The sequence below is a fragment of the Okeania hirsuta genome (genome assembly GCF_003838195.1).
Lineage (GTDB): Bacteria > Cyanobacteriota > Cyanobacteriia > Cyanobacteriales > Microcoleaceae > Okeania > Okeania hirsuta.
On the sequence record NZ_RCBY01000035.1, the window covers coordinates 1 to 16685 of the forward strand.

The window sequence follows — 16685 nt, forward strand, 5'->3', positions numbered from 1 at the left end:
TTATATAAACCAGCCCGACCATAAGGAGGAATGTTATGAGAAATTAACACCCCATAACCCCGACGTTTTGCCAACATAGATTCTGAAGGATTATTAGCAGCATATATATATAGATGTGGCATATTTCCTAATAGAATATCTGACCAAGAATAGCCAGTATTTCCCAAAGGTGAACCGGGCAACCATTCCACAGTTCCGTGCATTCCAAAATGAACAATTGCATCAGCTTGGAATTCATTTTGGAGCCATTTATAAAAAGCTGCATATTGGGGATGGGGTGTTAAATCTCTTTCAAACATTAGGCGCATTGGGTCGCCAGAAATTCCCAGGGGTGGTTGTACGCCGAGCCAAATATTTCCTAATTGAATTCCGCCAATATGGAAATTTTCACCATCGGTTTTTATGCCTGTGCGGGTGAGATTTCCCCATTGTTTTTCGATGCGAGTTGTTGATAGATACCCTAACCATTTTTCGAGACTTTTAATATTAACTTGGTTGTTATCCTCCCTCGTTCCCCCCTTTGAAAGGGGGGAGGTAGGAGTAGTGTTTTGCTTTTTGGAAAGGGGGGAGGAATAGGAAGAATAAATTTCGTCTGCTTCTTTAATTTGACGAATAAGTTCTTCCCCATCTTCGGGAATTTCCCCAACGTTGTAACCTTCTTCTTTTAGAGCGTGGAGAAATTTCAGGAGAGAACGCGGCACATTTAACAACGCTGCTGTACCTGTAGCACCATAACCGGGAGGAAAACCATAGAGAATAACAGCTATTTTTCTTTCTGCGGGCGGTGTATGACGCAGTTTTATCCAATTTTTGACTCTACCCGTGAGACGTTTCACTCTTTCAGGAATTAAATAAATATCTTCTCCCACTAAACCACCCAAGGGAACGGGGTCGATCGCTCCATCTAATTCTGGCAGTGCATATAAAACGACACTTTGCAAACCGCCCACACCTTGGCGCGTCCAAGAATGGATATCTTGAATGAGTAGAGGTGCTGCCACAAAATAAGGGACATTTTTGGCAGTGAGAATACGTTGAGAAACTTCCACCTGTCGTCCTGCTTCCATGGAACCTGCTGGTCCCCCCACCAAGGGAAAACCAATAGTTGAAACGACTGCATCGACTTTCACTGCTTCGGGAGAAAGGGAAAGTATTGGTTTAACAGAATCGTACTTTTGATTTTCACGGGACTTACGCACGGACACTAAATCCTCTGAGGGCGAATGCCATTCGCCCCTACATATCTCGTTTTCAAGGTTAATTTGCGTAAGTTCTGTTTCAACAGAATCTAACTTTTGAATTTTATCTAACTTTTGCCTTTTGACTTTTGACTTTTGACTTTTATGCCTTCTGACTTTTGAATTTTGACTTTCAAAAGCGCTGGTCATCCAGTCTCTGACGGCGACATGACCTTCAACTCCGTTAATAAATACAGGTAGAGGTGTTAAACCTGCTTCTTCAAATTTGCGGATGAGTTGAGGAATGTATGGTTGTTTGGTAATGACGTGTTTGCGGTAGAGCAAAATACCAACAACTGGAGTAGGAGAAGTTTGCTTCTGTTGGCGATACCATTCCAGATATTTTTTGGGAGACTCAAAATAACCCTGGTAGTCTGGATGCAGCAAACCCATATTGGGAGTTTCCACTGGTGGCGGTATTTCCCCAACTTTTAAATCTAAATATTTTTCTGCCAACACCCAACACATAGCAGCCACATTTTCTGTACCACCCGCATTCCAATAACCGTAAATTATCAACCAGTTGCGCAGGTCTTGCACTTTTTTGACTGGTACAAATTTGAGTAATTTCGGACCTGTTTTCAGGAAGCTGATATAACCCGCAAGTTTGTCTTCTTCTTTCCCGCTGGAAAATTTGCTGAGAATAAATTTGACTGGTTTTGGCATTCCTTTCGGTTGGTCGCCAATAATAAATTTTCCCAATTTTGTTAATGCCATTAATTCTAGTGCTGACTCAAAAACAAGACGGATGGGAATATGTTGTACTCTTTCGCGCAACCATAAAACTTGGTCGTAGTCAAAAAGCAGACTGCCGAAAAAAACATCAGCATTTTCCAGAGCAGTAGCGACAGTTTCCGGTTGTTGGGAAAGAGCGCGATCGCTAAATACTTGGATATCTAAATCTGGACATTGGGAATTTGCCAGTTGAGCTGCTTGACGGTATAAACCTGCGTTAAAAGATTCAAAACCAGCGATTAAGACAATGCGTTTCATGGCCTAATTTTCATAAAAGTTACTATACTATTAGGGTAACGAAAAAAGACTAATTATTAGACTTGTCACTTTATAGAACCAATTTGAGATCTATATAATTATGGTAGTCAAGTCTTTTCGCGCATCAATTTTGAGGAAAAATCTGCTCTGAAGTGTTGAATTTTTTGTATTATTTCTCCCCACATCTTCCCTTTTCCTTTTTCCCTCTTCCCTCTTCCCTCTTACCTCCTGTCTCCTCTCTCCTCTCTCCTGACTCAAGGCTAAAAAAACGCGCATATTTATGAAGATATGATCAGGGGTTCTATAAGGTAAAGTATAGAGTTAGTAGAAGCGATCCCTAAAATATTAACTAAATCCTAGCTAATAGTAATATCAAATTCTGTAGCATCGGTGTTATTCAATATTAAAGAATTGTAGGGGCGAATGGCCATATAGCCTGACGGCTTTTTCCCTCTATTAAGCGACAAGTCTAATAAAAATGTTCTATTGAAGCGATCCTGAATTTACCGAATAATTAAGGTAAAAATCCTCTCCTTTAAAGGAGAAACAAGCGGTCGTTAGCGCAGCTTCCCGTAGGGTGGGATGGCGTACTTCGGAGCGGCTCTGTCACTCTTAGGGTCTCCTCGCCATATCCAATCGACCAAGAGAAGAAAAAATTTTCATGATTAGTCAATCCTCTTGTTTTCAAGGAGAGGTAATTATTAATTATTAATTATTAATTATTAATTATTAATTGTTGAAACCTACCACCTAAGTCTCTAGGGCGAGCAAATATTTACCCACCCTACAACTTTTTAAGAAACCCTAAACCGCATCTGAATCATTCGCCAAATTTCTCCAATCCACAACACAATAGAAGTACCTCCAATAATTACCAACCAATCTCTTAAAGATAAAGGAACTGTTCTAAATACAGCACCACCAAATTGAACCATCAAAATTTGTCCCAAAAAAATAAATGCAGCGATCGCGACAAAACTGCCATTTTTACTAATATTAGAAAATGCAGATTCTTTTAAACCAAAACATTTGGCATTAAACATATTCCAAAACTGCAACATCACAAATGTGGTGAAAAATAGAGATAATTCATAAGGAGTTACTACTCTATCTTTCTGGATATAAAGTAAGAATGCGACGAAAAATACTAGGAATACTGCAGCTACCGAAAAAATACTCACCATCATTGGTTTGGAAATAATAAAATCTTGGGAATTTCTAGGTGCATTTTCCATCACTTTTTGATTTGGGGGTTCTGTTGCTAAAGCTAAAGCAGCAAAAGTATCCATAATTAAGTTTACCCACAATAGTTGAGTTACTGTAAACGGCAAATTAATCCCAATAAATGGACCCAACAAAGCTATTCCACAAGCAGCAACATTTATTGTTAACTGGAAGAGGATAAACTTTTGAATATTTTGGTAAAGCGACCGCCCCCACATCACGGCATTTTCGATACTGGCAAAAGAGTCGTTCAAAATAATGATATCGCTTGCTTCTTTAGCAACAGAAGTACCGCTACCCATCGACAAACCTACCTGCGCTTGATTCAAAGCAGGTGCATCATTAGTACCATCACCCGTAACTGCCACAACTTCCCCGCTAGTTTGTAATAACTGTACAATACGTTGCTTATCCTGGGGTCGCGCTCGAGCAATCACTTTGACTTTTTTCAGCACTGCCAAAACTGCTTCATCATCCAGGGAACGTAGTTTACCACCAGTAATACAATAATCATTCGGATCGTCCTGACTTATAATACCGATTTCGCGAGCTATTTCAACAGCAGTCAGACGACTATCCCCAGTAATCATTTTGACCTTGACGCCAGCTTTTTGACAGATTTTGACTGCATTTGGGACTTCTTCTCGCACTGGGTCAGCGATCGCCACAAAACCCAACCAAATCAAATCGTGATATTGTTCGAGTTCTTTTCCTTGTTGATAGTCTTGAGGGTCTCGAATATAGGCAAATCCCAAAGTACGTCTACCAATAGTTTCATACTGATTTAATTCTGCTGCAATGGATACTCTTGTAGAATCTGCAAAAGGTTTGACTCCCTCCGCAGTCATAATTTGATGACAACTCGCTAGCAGCAATTCTGGCGCACCTTTAATATGGAGTATTTTGTCCCCTGTTATGGAGGAATTTCCCATAGTTGCCATGTACTTTCTGTCTGCTGAAAAAGTTAACTGACTAACAATATCAAAATCATCTCGTTTATCAATGTAGTCAATATTATTTTCCTCCAACCACAATAGCAAAGCACCTTCTGTATGGTCTCCCAGAGGAATAGATTCTTCACCTTTTTTGTATTCTAAGTTGGCCGTACTATTGCTACAAATTGCTTCTACTATAATGTTGTCAGCATTGAGAGTCTTGTCGTCGAAGCTAGGAAAATTCACATCACTGACCTGCATTTTGTTTTCGGTCAAAGTACCTGTTTTATCAGAACAAATGACCGTTGTAGCGCCAATGGTTTCACAAGCGTGCATCCTGCGGACCAGATTATTTTGTTGAGTCATTTTCTGCATACTGTAAGCTAGACTGAGAGTGACGCTCAGTGCTAGTCCTTCGGGTACTGCCACAACTATAACTGCAACTGCAATCATAAAGTAGGTAAGGAATTTAACAGCAACATCTGCTGATATCCAGTCAGTGGGAGAAGTGGGAACCCATTCTAAATAGTAACCGACCCCGATACCGATGCCAGATATTGCCAGGGCGAGCAAAATATTTTTTACCCAAGCTATCCCGCTATCATTTTCCAGCCACTCTGGTAGTTCGATTTCTTTGCCTACTGATTCCAATCCATCTACGATTATTGGCAACCAGACTCTAGTCAGGGCAACAGTTAAGCTAACGGTCAGGATACTGATAATGTACCACTGTCCGGAGGTGAGATCGAGTTCTCCGGTGAAGATACCTCGTGCTACTAAGGCGATATCAATTAACACTGCTACGACTAAACCGAGAATCCCAATCAGATTACTCAGACGTTCGAGTTGTAGATTTAGAGGCGTTTCCACATCTGTGATATCTAGAACGCATCTAGCAGTTTTACCAATTTCTGTCTCATCGCCAACCGCTATGATTTCGATTACTCCATGTCCATCATTGACTACAGTATCTCGCAATACTTTGTTTGGCGGATAAGCGCAACCACTATTACCATTAGAGGATAAGTTGACATCTGCTATTTTCGGAACAGGTATTGCTTCTCCCGTTAAACTAGCTTCATTAACTTCCAGAGAAACTGCTTCTAATACTTGACCATCTGCTGCTATTTCATCTCCTGTTTCTATCAGTACAATATCGCCTACTACTAAGTCTTTTTTGGGAACGGTTGTAACTTTATTATCCCTAATTACTGCGATAGGAATTTCATCATTTACTTGATTGAGAATATCGAATTCTTTACTAGCTTTATATTCATTTAAAAAAGCAACAGAGGTCGCCAGAATAATGGCAGCAATAATGCCTAAACCTTCTACATAATTACCTTCAAAAATTCCAACAGTAATTGCAATAACTGCTGCGATTATTAGAATCCGAATTACTGGGTCGTCAAACTTTTCTAACCATAATTTCCACCAAGGCGATCGCTTGGGTGGCGTTAATAAGTTAGACCCGTATTTTTGCCTATTTGTCTCTACTTCAGCCTGTGTGAGTCCTCTATAGCGACTTTGTTTTTGGCGTGGTTCTTGAGTGGTTTTCATTAATTAATCTCCTTGCCAAAGTTTACTTTGGTGAGTCTCGTTATAATTTTAGTATTTTATTGTTTTATGTCTTAACTTTATTAATATATCTTAAATTCGTAATTTTGTCTAGAAGTGTTTATAATTAGGAAAACTACTTGTTTTTTTTATGTTTTTTTTCATCAAAATATTTAATTTATCGTCAAATTATGCTACATTTTATATGTAAAAATACCGCTTATTTTGTTTGATAAAATGTTGATTGAACGCCTCAATAAAACAAATTGGAAAACACCACCAAAACTTATTTCTTTATTTTCAGGTTGTGGAGGAATGGATTTACCATTTCATTACGCAGGATTTGAGGTTGTTTGGGCAATTGATTCTAATTTTTATGCTTGTCAAACTTTTAAAAGAAATATTGCTGATGTTGTTGAGCATAATCAAATTGAAAATATAGATATTAATGCAGTTCCAGAGGCAGATTTAATTACGGGAGGGTTTCCTTGTCAAGATTTTTCAATGATTTGGAAACGTCCTGGTTTAAAGGGTACAAGAGGAAATTTATATACCTACTTCTTAGAATTTGTTAAACAGAAACAACCAAAGGCATTTATAGCAGAAAATGTCAAAGGTTTATTAAGTGCAAATAAACATCAAGCAATTCAACGGATAATCTCAGATTTTGAAAGCATATCTCCAGGTTATTTAGTTAAACCTAAACTATACAAATTTGCTGATTACGGAGTACCTCAGTTTCGGGAAAGAGTAATTTTAGTAGGGATTAGAATGGATATAGGTTTTAATTTTATTCATCCTCAGCCAGAATATGGTCTTGGTCGTAAATATCCTTATAAAACTGCTGGTGAAGCACTTAAAAATGTAGAAAAAGTTCCGGATAATAATGAACATCAAAAAATTCAACCTCGAACAATTGAAATATTGAAAAGGATAAAAGCAGGAGGTAATTTTAGAGATATTCCTAAAGATAGTCCCTATTATGTAAAAGGGATGATTAGTCATGTTTATCGACGAATTCATCCAGACAAACCTGCTGCGACAATTATTGCTGGTGGGGGTGGTGGAACATGGGGTTATCATTATCCCGAACCAAGGTCTTTAACAAATAGAGAAAGAGCAAGGTTACAAACATTTCCTGATGACTTTATTTTTGCAGGTTCTTTTACTGAAATTAGGCGGCAAATTGGTAATGCAGTACCTCCAGATGGAATTGTTTCTATTGTTGAATCTTTGATTCCATTATTTAAAGATGATTATCAGAAAATCGATTTATATAGTCTCAGTAAACATTTACAAGGTATGTCAATCAAAGATAGATTAAAATTCGCAGAATTAGAATCAGATGAACAAGCAATACAGTTAAGTTTACTCTAATTTTTGAGATTAATTTTATGGCTATTTATACTAATAATTCATAATTTTGAGGTGCTTTTGGCGATAGAGTGAGTATTCTTTTAAAGGAAGCTAATTCTGTTACTATTGAATCTGGCTATACCTCAGCAGTTATCTTACAGCAATATCAAGAATATATCGCTAAAATTGTTAACGATGGTGGTAATTTTACATTGTTAGTTGGCATGGGAATTTTTGAAGGATTAAGTCGGCATACCTATAATAAATTAGGTGAATTAAATAGTTTTATATTATCTGCAAATCCTGAATGTGGAGGTGTTAGATTTGTCTGGAATCCACCACCATTTCACGGCAAGATTTATAGAATAAAATATCAAAATGAATTGCTTTACTTTGCAGGGTCTTCAAATTTTTCTAAAAGAGGATTATTTGAGAATTTAGAATTTACTTGTAAAATTACAGACCTCCCTACTATCAATCAAACAGAAGCCTATATTAATTGGCTACTTACTGATAATATATCGGTAAATTTTGACAAGTGTGAATCATTTCCGATTGTTAAATCTGTCAAAGCTAACCGAAAAAAGATTAACTTTCAGAAAGTAGAAACTAAACCAATTATTAATTCTAAAGTTCCTTATGTGGATATATCTTTGGCTAGAGTCGATCGGCAACAACGGTCAAACTTAAATGCTTTTTTTGGCAAAGGAAGATGGAATAGAAAAACAGGTATTGTGATTCCTAGAGACTGGTTTGAAGTAGAAATTATTGTCGATATAGCTACAACTAAAAATCCTATTTATCCCAAAGGTGATTTTATTGCTTACACTGATGATGGTTTAGTATTTCCTTGTCGTACCCAAGGTGATTATCATAAAAATCTGAGGTCAAGAGATGACTTAAAAGTTTTAGGTCATTGGATAAAAGGTAAACTACAACAAAAAGGAGTTTTAGAGCTATTTGAACCAGTCACAAGTCAGACATTAGAAGAGTATGGAAAAAACTACATTCGGATGTATAAATTATCTGATTCAGACTACTACTTAGAATTTTAAGTAATAGCAATGCAAGTAGCTAATATTATCTTGAATTTTACTATCACCGTTAATTTCACAGATAAACCCGCCCCGACTAAATCTCTAAATAAAAAAACAACCACAATGAAACATATCATCACACTAACAATCATACTAACAACATTTACCCTGGTTAGTTGCAATAAAATACCATCTCTGAACAAACAATCATCACAACCAGAACAACCAACTTTTATTGCCAGAAAATCAGATACTCCTTTAAATCCTTTTGCTTTAACTAGATTAGCAAAACAAACGGTGGTAGAGATTGTAAGTGAGAGTTATTTGACCGCATTAATCTACCTACTTTGTGTCTGACAACTCTGGAGTGAGTGTCCTGACTCTTGCTCCTACCTTGCCACTATCAATCACTCAAGGAAAAGCTGATGCGTTTTAATTACAGAAAAATTGTTATTGTACTGACTATTATACTTACAGTAGTAATAATTATTGGTAGTTTATATGTTCTGCAAAAAATTTCAGTAGCCTATGGAATTATAAGTCTAAGACCTACTTCTCTGTTTACTAAAGCTTATGTGCGATGTAGACTCCCCCAAATAATATCTTTCATGCAATTGATAGAATCTTTTTTCCAGCCTTTATTCATTGCCACTTTAGTTGAAGTTATTTTAATTTTAGTCTTAATGATAAGCAATATTATATCCAAGTGTCAGGCTATGATGGGTGCTACAATTCTCTGTTTTTTGTATCTAATTTTAATTATTTATTATGAAATGACATTTTTTTATTGTATTCATGGTGCTTAAGTAATAATCTCACCCAGCCAACGGCTAATAGTTTTCTGTCCGTCGGGAAAATATTTTTTAGCTTTTGACAGCCATTTTTCCAGTTTAAATAATCCCCCTAACCAATTATCTCCATTCTCGAAAATTTCGCTAATTTTCTCTTTTAATTCATGTAAAGGATACCGAAAAAGCTATATCAGACTATAAAAAAGTCGCCGACTTATACAAACAACAAGAAAATCAAAAGTGGTATAAAGACTCTCTATATCGACTCAAAAAATTACGAGGATATTAGTATTTGTAGGTTTGATCGAGTGTAAATGTTGAACATTGCCAAAAGCGATCGCTTGTAAACTTATCCCATCGCAGGCATACTTAAACCCTTCAAAGTCTGTTTTTTTTCTTCCTCACTCAAACCTTTACCCTGCACTAAAACTCCAAAATTTCCCAACCCCATTGGGTCTATTAATGAATGTAATACTTCCCTACGCCGCAAAACTTCCTGAATAGAAAACCCTTGATTATTTGATAATTCATTTAATCTATCTCCTAAACCTAACGCCATTAAAAATAAAGCCTGTTGAGTAAAACCAATATTTTCCAATCCTGACAAAATTCCCTGTTTTTCCAATGCGGTAAAATCCACATGAGCCGTAATATCTTGTCGCCCAATATTCCAATATAAGTCATTATTTCGATGATGTTCATAATAACATTGTAGAGTTCCTTGTCTGCGAGTCGGATTATAATAACGTGGTGCTTGATAACCATAATCAATAGTTAACAAATATCCTTTTTGTAGTTTAGAAGCAACAGTGTTTATCCAATCTAAAGCTTGTAAATTAACCTCCGTTTGATAACCTTCTACATCTGGAAATGATAGTAAATCTATACCCACTAAATTAAAATATTCAGCAATTCTAGGAGTAGAAGTTTCACCACTTATTTCTATAAATTTTCCATCTGAGTCAGAGCTTACATAAACTTCTCGAATTTCCCGATCTTCTATGATAATTTTATGTACTGGAAAAGCATCCACTAATTCATTAGAAAATAAACACCCCGTAATTGAACTATGAGAAATTTCATCCCAATCACACCACCTCACTTTATATGAGTGTAACCTTTCTTTTTGTTCTTCTTTTAAAACTTCTGACTTTTCGATAATCAGATATTTTATTGTTTGGAAAAAATCTAAATGATTTTGCTTTAAATATTCTAAAACTTGCTCTGCTAAAATTCCCTGACCAGCACCCATTTCTACAAGAGTAAAATTATAAGGTTGATTGAGAATATTCCACATTTGCATCAATTGTTCTGCCAATAATTCTCCAAAATCTGCACCCCAATGAGAAGATGTTAAAAAATCTCCTTGTTTACCAATATTCACAGGATGACTTGCATAATAACCATATTGGGGATGGTACAAAACTAAATCCATATATTGGGCAAAAGTAATCCGTTTTTTTGGAGATTCATAAATGCTTTGATGGATAATTTTGCACAAATTTTCGTTACTGTTGTTGATAGTTATTTGTAGTTGATTCATAAATTTAAGGAAGAAGGAAGAAGTAAGAAGGAAGAAGTAAGAAGTAACAAAAAAAAAGTAGATAAGTCTATAGTACAATACAATTCAGTTAAGGATTTTTTTTGCCAGTTCCGTAATCTCAAGAGCTACTCTAATGGTTCCATACCTTATAAGACTGATGTGCCTTACTAATATGAAATACCCTTAATGTACCTTACTAATATGAAATAGGCTATATCATCTTTCCCTTCTTCCTTCTTCCTTCCTCCTTCTTCCTTCTTCAAAATTATTCCTGAACCTTCTCCTCAGTTAATTTTATTCTTGGCATAGGAATTAACATAGAAACTTGCTGCCGATATTCCCGATATAAATTCCCATAAATAGAAATCATGTCTACTTCTTCTAATTTAATTCCCACTAACATATAAATTGTTGTACCCAGGGCAAAAATCAAATGAGAAAATGTCATAGTTGGAGCTGCCCAAAAAGCAATAACAAAACCCAAAATAATCGGGTGGCGAATATATTTGTAAAACCCTGGAGTTCTAAATCCTAAATATTCATATTCCTGACTGCGCAAATATAAATATACTTGTCGCAAACCAAATAAATCAAAATGGTTAATCATAAAAGTGCTGAGGAAGACAATTAACCACCCCAAAGCAAAAATGCCATAAATAATATTAGAATCAATCGGACTTTGTATATTCCAAATAATTCCACCAAGAGAATGCCATTGCCAAAATAACAGTAATAATGCCAGACTTGCCATTAAAACATAAGTGCTACGTTCAATCGGATGTGGAATAATTTTCGTCCACCATTTCTTGAAACTTTGACGTGCCATAAGACTATGTTGAATAGCAAACAAACCGAGTAATAAAATATCAATTAATATCCCGTTAATCAGAGAACCATCAAAATCGGAATCTAGTGTTTTTGGTACTATTAAGTTGCCGACAAAACCAATGCTGTACAGAATAGTTATCATTGATATTAAATAACAAACTACACCATAGATAAATGCTAGTATTCTACTCATATTTATCTGATAAAATATCCATTACTTTATAGAAATAAATGAAATTATTTTTTACTCTAGTATTTCACGAAAATCTTCTAAGTATTTTTCATATACTTTAGTCTTAAAACAAACAAGAACAACCTTTTCAATAGATTTACTTTCCAATAAAAATTGCATAACTTCAGTTATAGCTATTCTTGCTGCTACTTCCACCGGAAAAAATAAACCACCAGTAGCAATAGCAGGAAAAGCAATTGTTTTTATAGCATATTTTTCTGCTAAAGCTAAACTATTTTCATAACATCTCATCAGTGTATTCTTCTCTCCGAAAACTCCAGCTCGCCATCTAGCTGCAACTGGCTGTAAAAACTGAAAGAGGCTAAAACTAGCTCCAAAGGAAATTATTATTATTATTCCCTTCAATTCTAGTTTTAACCTCTTTATTTAAGACTCAGCAATAGTACAATTAGCGTTTGATATTCCCTAAACTCCAAAAATGCTAGGTATAAGAAACTGGTGCAAGCAATTATTAATTATTAATTATTAATTATTAATTATTAATTACCTAACACCTTCTTCATCCCATTAACTGAGGTTCCAAAAGTCGAGTTAGACAAGTTTTTTGGTAACTGGTCATAAAAGTATCTAATGTCCGTAAAAAATCTTCCCGTACCTGGAAATGATCCACTCGATTCACTACTTGGCCATTTTCAAATAAAATCAGGGTAGGCAAAGTTCTGAGTTGATATTTACTAGCAAGCTTTAAACTTTCGTCAGCATTCACCCCCACCAGCTTTAAGTGGCCATTCCATTCAGACTGAAATTGAATTAATTGGGGGACAATCATTTTACATAGGCCACACCACGGTGCCCAAAAATTTACTAAAACCGGGTTAGAGGCATCTAACACCTCTTTTTTAAAAGTTTTTTCGTTAATTGACAAAAGCATGGCTTCTCGATCTGAGTTAATTAAATTTTTTATATCCTGGGATCATGCTACCAGTCTACGCTCCCAGTTGCACGGATTAGTAGTGGATGAGCTTGCCAAAGTAAGAAGATAAAAACAGCTACTCCCACATAGGCCCATCGGAGAAACTCCTGTAACTGTAGAGTTTGACGTCCTTGGATAATAGCGACAAAAGGTATAACCGATGTGCGAAACTTTAACTTTTCAAAAGATTCACCAAAACGCTGTTGAAGTCGTCGATCCCCATGCCATACACCAAACAAATGATGGAGTATGAGGCCAAAAGATGTTACTAAGGTAAAACTTGTCCCTAACCAAAGAGTATGGGCAATACACCAAATTACTTGGCCGACCATTTGAGGATGGCGGGTAATCCGAATAATCCCTGTTTCATAGAGATGGACTTGGGGTTTTTGAATTGCAGCAATTTCTAAAAGATTGAATGTAGAGGGATAGAGAAAAATAAATGAAATTGCTGATAGTATCCAGACTATAGGCTTAACTATTGGGACACCTTGCAGTTGCCATAACTGCAACCCATCGTAACGGTGGTTGAAAAAGTAAATAATCAGAATTACTGCTAGTGGTAGACTGACCAGAGCAAATAAGATGCGATAGGGTCTAGGACCAATTTTGGTTTCGGCCCACGGTCGGAGGGCTGCCAAACCACTATGGGCGATTGCAAAACTTAGCAGTAACCCCAACATAATTAAATGGCTAGGGGTTAACCAATCATTAGACATGGGTATTATGGGACATTGATAATAAAAGTTAACTTTTGGAGGAATCCTCCAGCAGTATGCTGAAGGGACGTAATGCCAACCCCTTGAGTGGGGAAGGAAATGCGGTGAGTGTAGAGTTTGATTTTCCCAATAAATTATTGATTCCCTAGCTCAGGAATTTGGAAATCAAAGGTCTTCAACTCTCAACCTCTGTCTTAAGGACTTTTGTCCCTGATTCAGTTTAATCTAAACAGGACAATCAGAGCTTGATTAACTAACAAGATTGAAGATATGGAGCATGGAGTTAACGAAGTCAGAAGTCAGAAGTATATTTTTGTAACGGAGATTTGAGCTTCGCTCCAAAAATATTTCGCCTTAAAAGGCGGGTTTACGCGACCCAATTATTTTGATAATTTTAATTTCTTCCTGATTTAATCAAATAAGTAACTTAAATGCCAACCAATTTAAGACAGAAAAACACTGTAAATTCAAACTTGTTAAAACTTTTCCACTCTCTACTTGCTCTGGAAAGACCTACCGAGTCAAATCAAATACCATTAAGCAATTTGCCCATTTGCTAACTCTTTGGGCGTTAACTTCCTCAATTTCTTTTTCCTTTAACAATATGTCTGAGCTTCCTTTCACCCTAGACCAATTACGCATTCTCAAGGCGATCGCTGCTGAAGGTAGTTTTAAACGAGCTGCCGATAGTTTGTTTGTTTCTCAACCAGCGGTTAGTTTACAGGTACAAAATTTAGAGCGACAGTTGAATGTACCTTTATTCGACCGGGGTGGCCGCCGGGCACAATTAACTGAAGCTGGTCATTTGCTACTTACTTATGGTGAGAAGATATTATCTTTGTGTCAAGAGACTTGCCGAGCTATTGAGGATTTACAAAACCTTCAGGGTGGTACTTTAATTGTTGGTGCTTCTCAAACTACTGGTACTTATTTACTACCCCGAATGATTGGGATGTTTAGGCAAAAATATCCTGATGTAGCTGTGCAGTTACACGTTCATTCTACTCGTCGTACTGCTTGGAGTGTTGCTAATGGACAAATAGATTTAGCTATTGTTGGGGGTGAAGTTCCTCCAGAGTTACAAGAGTCTTTGGAAGTTATACCTTATGCTGAAGATGAGTTGGCTTTAATTTTGCCTGTTTCTCATTCTTTGGCAGAAAAGGAGACTATTCAAAAGGATGATTTGTATCATTTAAATTTTATTACTCTAGATTCTCAATCTACTATTCGTAAGGTAATTGATCAGGTATTATCCCGTAGTGGTATTGATACTCGCCGTCTGAAAGTGGAGATGGAATTAAATTCAATTGAGGCAATTAAGAATGCTGTTCAATCTGGTTTGGGGGTAGCTTTTGTTTCTGTTTCAGCTATTGAGAAAGACTTACAAATTGGGGTTTTGACTACGGCTAAAATAGAGCAGATAGTTGTCAATAGAATATTATCGGTTATTTATAATCCTAATCGTTACCGCTCTAAAGCTGCCGAGGCTTTTAGTAAGGAAATTTTACCTTTGTTTTCTAGTCTCAATTTTAATCCAGATAAGATTAAACCTTTATCTAAAGAAATACAGCCTATAGAGATAGTAACAAATAATGTTAGTGAAACTTGAATATCGACTATTAATGGAGAATTTTTGAATCAATTATCAGTAATACAATTTTCCAAAAATAATATTATGAATAATTTGGGTGATTAAAAGATAGGTGCAGGAGATGTCCCTTTGACTAAAAAGATAATTTCCGACCTAAAAAATGATATCGAAGCTATTTATTCTGACTTTGTCCTCATAACTCCTAAGAAATAGTCTACCTAATTTGTAACAAATATTTATCAAACTGGTATAAGTGTTTCGGCATTTAAACTTTATCTCTCAATGGGCGGTTAAGGGAACACCAGAGATGAGAAAACTGTCTGAGGGAATATAGAATCTCAATGGGTATTAGTTGAGTTCCAGTTCAAATTTTCCTATCAACTGGAGTTACAAACAATTAACTGATAATTGAATAGTTGGCATCTTAAACCCAGGGTTAAAAATATAGATAACAAGTTCAGTTTATACTCATAGATTTATAATTTAATAATGAATATAAATTAACCAAGTTTATTATTTGAAAAACTCAATAAATATAGAAGAAGATTCAGCAAATTTTGCTCGCAATAAAGATTAATTGGCTCGAGTATATTTGATGTTTGCTAGAATAACAATTTTTTCACATTCTTAGAGCTGATTTATAAAGTAAATATTAAGAGGATAAATACTTTACATTGTAAGGGTTTGACACTATCTAAGCCCCAAGGGCATAACTTTTGAAAAACCCATGCTAGAAATGGAATTCAGCTCAGTTTACAAATAAGCTCTAAGATCGGAGACGAGAAAATGCCTAAATAAAAATGATAATCAAGGTCAAGATACAAACATGGATTCTATAAATTGATAGTGAAGCTGTTCAACCGGATTTGATATTAGACAAATTTTTGACATAATTAATAACTTCTGGAAAAAAAGTCAAAAAATCCGACTCAATTTCAGTATAATTTTTAATCAGTTCATTTCCAGCAGTAGCAAGATTATTTTCTCTCTTCAAACGTTTAGATAAACGGACAAAACTTAAGTTAATCCCTGATAAGTTTTTGTAGGAACTAAGCCAATTTTCAGATATAATTTTAGGTAATATTTTTTGTAATCTATCAGGTAAAATTTCCTGATTTTTTTGCAAAATAATATATATTTTTTGCACAAATACATCTAAGTTTTCATATGCAAATAAGTTCCAGTGATTGGCTAAAAAATGGTCATAACAAATATCAATAATTATTCCTGCTAAACGTCTATGACTATTACTAATACGATTTTTACTTCTCAAATATATTGGATGAGTATCAGTAAAGCAATCAACTTGACGATGAGTTTTGATTCCTTGAATAATTTCATGGCTATAAATAGTTTCATATTGTTCTAGATACCCTTTGACAAAATCACCTAATAAATTTCCTATTTGTGATTCGGGAGTATTTTTCGCTAAAAATAAATGAGCTAGATAGTTCATAAGTAGATAGTTATATCATTTTCAAGTAAAGTACATAGCAGTTATAGCAGAAGGAAGAAAGAAAAAGTAATAAGGAAGAAGAAAAAATCTGGCGTTGTCTAAGTTTTAAGCTTTTGATATGTCCTAATATGAAATACCAAAATTTTTGCTACAAATACGCACGGCTGTTTCAAGGAGTCAGTCCTCAGTCCTAAGTAGGAATAGCCTACATATCATTTATTAGACTCAAACTCTGTTTTTAGTCAAATCAA

General features: G+C 35.6%; 13 protein-coding genes. 5 read left to right on the forward strand and 8 right to left on the reverse strand.

Annotated elements, in window-relative coordinates; translation table 11 throughout:
- Both D5R40_RS37600 and D5R40_RS08535 read right to left on the reverse strand, forming a co-directional pair.
- The coding region (locus tag D5R40_RS37600) for a cobaltochelatase subunit CobN (RefSeq protein ID WP_205127622.1) at positions 1 to 2231 on the reverse strand (2231 nt) is incomplete at its 3' end.
- A 794-nt stretch (positions 2232 to 3025) separates the two neighbouring features.
- Positions 3026 to 5950 (reverse strand): calcium-translocating P-type ATPase, PMCA-type, encoded by a 2925-nt coding sequence (locus D5R40_RS08535; RefSeq protein ID WP_124154500.1) that lies wholly within the window; start codon positions 5948 to 5950, stop codon positions 3026 to 3028.
- Positions 5951 to 6184: 234 nt separating this feature from the next.
- Here D5R40_RS08535 and D5R40_RS08540 point away from each other — a divergent pair, with 234 nt between their 5' ends.
- The 4 genes from D5R40_RS08540 (at position 6185) to D5R40_RS34880 (ending at position 9146) form a co-directional block, all read left to right on the forward strand.
- A complete protein-coding gene (locus D5R40_RS08540; protein WP_124154501.1) occupies positions 6185 to 7324 on the forward strand; it encodes a DNA cytosine methyltransferase in 1140 nt (379 codons plus the stop codon).
- A gap of 68 nt (positions 7325 to 7392) precedes the next feature.
- Positions 7393 to 8358 (forward strand): restriction endonuclease PLD domain-containing protein, encoded by a 966-nt coding sequence (locus D5R40_RS08545; RefSeq protein WP_124154502.1) that lies wholly within the window; start codon positions 7393 to 7395, stop codon positions 8356 to 8358.
- A 9-nt stretch (positions 8359 to 8367) separates the two neighbouring features.
- Positions 8368 to 8697, forward strand: coding sequence for a hypothetical protein (locus tag D5R40_RS08550; protein WP_124154503.1), 330 nt, complete (start codon positions 8368 to 8370; stop codon positions 8695 to 8697).
- A gap of 68 nt (positions 8698 to 8765) precedes the next feature.
- Positions 8766 to 9146, forward strand: coding sequence for a hypothetical protein (locus tag D5R40_RS34880; RefSeq protein ID WP_124154504.1), 381 nt, complete (start codon positions 8766 to 8768; stop codon positions 9144 to 9146).
- Positions 9147 to 9480: 334 nt separating this feature from the next.
- On the opposite strand, the gene D5R40_RS08565 is transcribed toward D5R40_RS34880, so the two are convergent.
- The 5 genes from D5R40_RS08565 to D5R40_RS08585 form a co-directional block, all read right to left on the reverse strand.
- Positions 9481 to 10674 carry a class I SAM-dependent methyltransferase gene (locus tag D5R40_RS08565; protein WP_124154505.1) on the reverse strand — a complete coding sequence of 398 codons (1194 nt, stop codon included), beginning with the start codon at positions 10672 to 10674 and terminating at the stop codon, positions 9481 to 9483.
- A 265-nt stretch (positions 10675 to 10939) separates the two neighbouring features.
- Complete coding sequence (mddA, locus tag D5R40_RS08570; RefSeq protein ID WP_124154506.1) at positions 10940 to 11695, reverse strand: methanethiol S-methyltransferase; 756 nt, start codon at positions 11693 to 11695, stop codon at positions 10940 to 10942.
- A gap of 51 nt (positions 11696 to 11746) precedes the next feature.
- Positions 11747 to 12100 (reverse strand): macro domain-containing protein, encoded by a 354-nt coding sequence (locus D5R40_RS08575; protein ID WP_124154507.1) that lies wholly within the window; start codon positions 12098 to 12100, stop codon positions 11747 to 11749.
- Between the two features lie 154 nt (positions 12101 to 12254).
- A complete protein-coding gene (locus D5R40_RS08580) occupies positions 12255 to 12626 on the reverse strand; it encodes a thioredoxin family protein (protein WP_124146988.1) in 372 nt (123 codons plus the stop codon).
- A gap of 47 nt (positions 12627 to 12673) precedes the next feature.
- Positions 12674 to 13387: an NnrU family protein gene (locus tag D5R40_RS08585; protein WP_124146989.1), complete on the reverse strand. Its 714-nt coding sequence runs from the start codon at positions 13385 to 13387 to the stop codon at positions 12674 to 12676.
- A gap of 604 nt (positions 13388 to 13991) precedes the next feature.
- Between D5R40_RS08585 and D5R40_RS08590 the strand changes: the two genes are divergently transcribed.
- Complete coding sequence (locus D5R40_RS08590) at positions 13992 to 14996, forward strand: LysR family transcriptional regulator (RefSeq protein ID WP_124146990.1); 1005 nt, start codon at positions 13992 to 13994, stop codon at positions 14994 to 14996.
- Positions 14997 to 15834: 838 nt separating this feature from the next.
- On the opposite strand, the gene D5R40_RS08595 is transcribed toward D5R40_RS08590, so the two are convergent.
- Positions 15835 to 16434, reverse strand: a complete 600-nt coding sequence (locus tag D5R40_RS08595; protein WP_124146991.1) for an acyl carrier protein phosphodiesterase — start codon at positions 16432 to 16434, stop codon at positions 15835 to 15837.
- Between the last annotated feature and the right edge of the window lie 251 nt (positions 16435 to 16685).